5 protein-coding genes and 1 pseudogene are annotated in these 4,221 nt (G+C 70.1%); 4 read left to right on the forward strand and 2 right to left on the reverse strand.

Features of this window, described 5'->3' with window-relative positions:
* Positions 1–116: 116 nt before the first annotated feature.
* Positions 117–467, reverse strand: a pseudogene (locus tag ACFU74_RS22325) (winged helix-turn-helix transcriptional regulator); the annotation flags it as partial.
* A 97-nt stretch (positions 468–564) separates the two neighbouring features.
* Between ACFU74_RS22325 and ACFU74_RS22330 the strand changes: the two are divergent.
* The 4 genes from ACFU74_RS22330 to ACFU74_RS22345 all read left to right on the forward strand — a co-directional run bounded on the left by ACFU74_RS22330 (position 565) and on the right by ACFU74_RS22345 (position 3,316).
* Positions 565–1,779 (forward strand): pyridoxal phosphate-dependent aminotransferase, encoded by a 1,215-nt coding sequence (locus ACFU74_RS22330; RefSeq protein WP_380759397.1) that lies wholly within the window; start codon positions 565–567, stop codon positions 1,777–1,779.
* A gap of 159 nt (positions 1,780–1,938) precedes the next feature.
* Positions 1,939–2,163 carry a type II toxin-antitoxin system VapB family antitoxin gene (locus ACFU74_RS22335; protein ID WP_380759399.1) on the forward strand — a complete coding sequence of 75 codons (225 nt, stop codon included), beginning with the start codon at positions 1,939–1,941 and terminating at the stop codon, positions 2,161–2,163.
* A 3-nt stretch (positions 2,164–2,166) separates the two neighbouring features.
* Entirely contained in the window at positions 2,167–2,607 is a 441-nt protein-coding gene (locus ACFU74_RS22340) for a PIN domain-containing protein (RefSeq protein WP_380759401.1), read from the forward strand.
* Positions 2,608–2,656: 49 nt separating this feature from the next.
* On the forward strand, positions 2,657–3,316 hold the full coding sequence (locus ACFU74_RS22345; protein WP_380759403.1) for a ThuA domain-containing protein: 660 nt from the start codon (positions 2,657–2,659) through the stop codon (positions 3,314–3,316).
* 92 nt (positions 3,317–3,408) lie between these two features.
* Here ACFU74_RS22345 and ACFU74_RS22350 read toward each other — a convergent pair.
* Positions 3,409–4,221: collagen binding domain-containing protein (locus ACFU74_RS22350; RefSeq protein ID WP_380759404.1), on the reverse strand; the 813-nt coding region annotated here is incomplete at its 5' end.

Below are 4,221 nucleotides of genomic sequence, written 5' to 3' on the forward strand. Positions count from 1 at the left end.
GGGCGCCTCCCACACGGGGCGCCCCGCGGCCCGGCCGCGTTCCGTCAGACCCCCACGGCCTCGCCCGCCGGCCCCGCCACCGGCTCCCCCACCTGTCGCTCCACTGCTCCGGTGATCCAATGCGTTCGAACCGCATCGGTCGGCCGCTGCTCCCCCAGCGCGTCGAGCCCCCAGACACCGAGCGCCTCGACGACCGGCCGCAGCGTGGCGCCGCGCGCCGTCAGCTCGTAGACGGTGGCGTTGGCCGGCCGTTCGAGCCGCCGGCGCTCGACGACGCCCTCGCTCTCCAGCTGCTTGAGCCGCGCGGCGAGGATGTCGGTGGAGACGCCGGGCAGGTCGGCATGCAGGTCGGTGTAGCGGCGCGGACCGGCCAGGAGTTCACGGACGATCAGGAGGCTCCAGCGCTCCCCCACCGCGTCCAGGGCGCGGGCGACGGCGCAGTACTGGTCGTAGCTTCGGCGTGACATGTGGATCAGCATAGCCAAGAGGTTGGACTTTCCAAGTGCCTACTTGGTAGAACAAAGCGACCAGGATCGATGCGGGGTGACGGTCGGGAGGCCGCAGATGGAGTTTCGGCAGTCCAGCAAGCTGAATGACGTGTGCTACGAGATCCGCGGCCCGGTGGTCGACCAGGCCAACGCGCTGGAGGAGGCCGGGCACAGCGTGCTCCGGCTGAACACCGGCAACCCGGCCACGTTCGGCTTCGAGGCGCCGGAGGAGATCCTCCAGGACATCATCCGCAACCTGCCCCGGGCCCACGGCTACAGCGACTCGCGCGGCATCCTGCCCGCCCGCCGCGCGGTCGTGCAGTACTACCAGCAGCGCGGTGTCGACGGCGTGACCGTCAACGACGTCTACCTCGGCAACGGCGTCTCCGAGCTGATCCAGATGGCCGTCACCGCACTGGTGGACGACGGCGACGAGGTGCTCGTCCCGATGCCCGACTACCCGCTGTGGACGGCGGTGGTCCGGCTGGCCGGCGGCAAGGCGGTGCACTACGCCTGCGACGAGGGGGCGGACTGGTTCCCCGACCTCGACGACATCGCCGCGAAGATCACCGCCCGCACCAAGGCGATCGTGGTCATCAACCCCAACAACCCCACCGGCGCGGTCTACCCGAAGGAACTGCTGGAGGGCATCCTCGACCTCGCCCGCCGCCACCAGCTGATGGTGCTGGCCGACGAGATCTACGACAAGATCCTCTACGACGGCGTCGAGCACCACTGCCTGGCCGCCCTGGCCGACGACGTGCTCACCCTCACCTTCAACGGCCTCTCCAAGTCCTACCGGGTGGCCGGCTTCCGCAGCGGCTGGCTGGTCGTCTCCGGCCCCAAGCAGCACGCGGGCGACTACCTGGAGGGCCTCACCATGCTCTCCGGCATGCGGCTGTGCCCCAACGTGCCCTCCCAGTACGCCGTCCAGGCCGCGCTCGGCGGCCACCAGTCCATCAACGACCTGGTGCTGCCCGGCGGCCGCCTCACCGAACAGCGCGACGTCGCCTACCGGGCCCTGAACGAGATCCCCGGCGTCAGCTGCGTCAAGCCCCGCGGCGCGCTCTACGCCTTCGCCAAACTCGACCCGGCCGTCCACCGCATCGTCGACGACGAGCGATTCGTCCTGGACCTCCTGCTCCGCGAGAAGATCCACGTCGTCCAGGGCACCGGTTTCAACTGGCCCCGCCCCGACCACTTCCGCTTCGTCACCCTCCCTCGCGCCGACGACCTGGAGACGGCCATCAACCGCATCGGCCGCTTCCTCGCCACCTACCGCCAGACCTGACCCCACCGCCGCCACGGGAAGCCCCGCAGGAATCCACCCGAGTCCACCCTGCGGGCTTCTCGCCCGAGAACTCGGACATTTCGACTTGCCCCTCCTCCCGTCCGCCCCTAATGTGGACAGTGTGGGCTGGCTTGCCACATCATCCACGAAGGGGCGAAGATGAGCATCACCAACGTCGATGTCGACGATGCGATCCTCGCGGAGGCCATGCGCTTGATGGGGACCACCACGAAGAAGGACACCATCAACGGAGCCCTCGCCGACTACGTCAACCGACTCAAGCGGGCGGAGGCCTTGGAGAGGCTGTCCGCCCGTGCAGCCCGCGGCGAGTTCGACCCGACAGAGCGGATTCATCGGGCCCGGAAGGCCGGCCAGGAGGAATAGCGGATGAGCGAGTTGGGCTACCTGATCGACACCTCGGGGTTCGTCCAGTTGATGCGCGACCCGAAGACACTCGACCAGTGGCGGTCCCCGCTGGAGTCCGGACTCATCAGAATCGCCAAGGTCACCAGGGCGGAAGTCCTCTACTCAGCCACCGGCCCGGCCCACCGCGACGAGTTGGAGGCAGACCTCAACAGCCTCTTCGGTCCGGCGCTCGCCCTGCCGAAGGGCGGCGAGGACTGGGCGCACAACGCGCAGTACAAACTCACCCAGAAGGGCCGGCACCGCTCGGCCGGCGCTGTGGACCTGCTGCTCTGCTCCGTCGCGGTGCACCACAACTACCCCGTGCTGCACGTGGACAACGACTTCGCCGCCGTCTCACGAGTGGTGACGGAGTTCAGGGAGCGCGACATCCGCGAGGCGCGATCCGGGTCCTGCCCTGGGTGAGACCCCCCTGTCGGCCGCTCGGTGGCGACGACTGGCAGGATCGTCCACCATGGCCCGGATCCTGATCTACCGTCGCAACCTCCGCTTCCCGCACGCCTCCGTCATCGACGGCACCCGCGCGCTGGGCGAGCTCGGCGAACGGCACGGCTTCACCGTCGACGCCACCGAGGACCCCGGCGTCTTCCGCCCCGACACCCTGCGCCGCTACGCCGCCGTGGTGTTCCTCTCCACCGGCGGCCCGGTGCTCGACGAGGCCGGACAGGACGCGCTGCGCGCCCACCTGACCGCCGGTCACGGCTGGCTCGGCGTGCACGCGGCGTCGAGCACGGCGTACGAGTGGCCGTGGTTCGAGGGGCTGGTCGGCGCCAGGTTCGACCGGCACCCGGCGATCCAGACCGCGCCGGTCCGGGTCGCCGACCCCGACCACCCGGCCACCGCCCACCTGCCGGCCCGCTGGGAGTGGACCGACGAGTGGTACGACTTCCGCTCCGACCCGCGCGAGCACGGCGTCCGCGTGCTGCTCACCGTCGACGAGGCCGACTACACCGGGGCGGCGATGGGCCTGGCCGACCGTCACCCGCTTGCCTGGTGCGGGGAGCACGACGGCGCGCCGACCTTCTACACCGCCCTCGGCCACGCGCCCGAGGCGTACACGGACCGGGCCTTCCGCGGGCACCTGCTGGGCGGCCTGCAACACGTGCTCGGCTGAGCGCGCGGAGCGCAGCCGCAACGGAGGGCCGCCCGGAGCAGGAAGCCTGCTCCGGGCGGCCCGTCGGTTCACCCGTTCATCCGTTCAGCCGACTACCCGCCGTAGCTGTCGTAGTCGCCATGGTCGCCGTAGTCACCGTGATCCCCGTAGTCACCGTGGTCATCACAGTCGTCGTCCTTCTTCTTGTTGACGAGCTCGACGGTGACGCAGTCGTCGGCGTTCACCTGGATGGGGCCGGTGACCGGGTCACGCGGGAACTGGTAACCGTCGGGCGCGGCGGTCTCCCGCAGGTAGTACTGCCCGGCCGACAGGTGGTCGAAGTCGCAACCACCGTCGGGGCTGGTGGTGCAGCCACCCGCGTGGGTGTCCGGGTTGGCCCCGCCGGTCTGCAGACCGGGGACGCCGTTGGTCTCCCGCCACAGCTCGAACACCGCACCTTCCACCGGATGGCCCGAGTGGGCGTCCTTCTTGGTCAGGTGGATCGAGCCGTCACCCGGCTGCGACGACGGGCAGTCACCGACGGTCACCTGGACGCCCTCGGCGGCGTTGGCCGCCGTCAGCACCAGCGGCCCGAAGACGGGCTCGGCCGGCAGGTCGTAGCCGGGGGGAGCTGCGATCTCCAGCCAGTAGTAGGTGCCCAGCTCCACCGTCCGGCGGCAGAAGCCGTCAGCACCGGTGGTGCAGGCGGCACCGACCTGGGTGTCCGGGTTCACACCGGTGGTCTGAAGACCGGGAACACCGTTGGTCTCCTCCCACAGCTCGAACACACCACCCGCAAGCGGAGCGCCGGTCTCGGCGTCCGTCTTCAGTACCCGAACCTCACCGGTCACCACCGGCTGCTGAGCATCGGGAGCGGTCACCTGGACACCCTGAGCCGCGTTACCGGCCGTCAGCACCAGCGGACC

This window comes from Kitasatospora sp. NPDC057500 (genome assembly GCF_042802195.1).
Lineage (GTDB): Bacteria > Actinomycetota > Actinomycetes > Streptomycetales > Streptomycetaceae > Kitasatospora.

Excerpts from the sequence above, each read along its gene's own strand:
- ACFU74_RS22345 (WP_380759403.1), top strand. The coding sequence starts at position 2,657 with ATGGCCCGGATCCTGATCTACCGTCGCAACCTCCGCTTCCCGCACGCC.
- ACFU74_RS22330 (WP_380759397.1), top strand. The coding sequence starts at position 565 with ATGGAGTTTCGGCAGTCCAGCAAGCTGAATGACGTGTGCTACGAGATC.
- ACFU74_RS22340 (WP_380759401.1), top strand. The coding sequence starts at position 2,167 with ATGAGCGAGTTGGGCTACCTGATCGACACCTCGGGGTTCGTCCAGTTG.
- ACFU74_RS22335 (WP_380759399.1), top strand. The coding sequence starts at position 1,939 with ATGAGCATCACCAACGTCGATGTCGACGATGCGATCCTCGCGGAGGCC.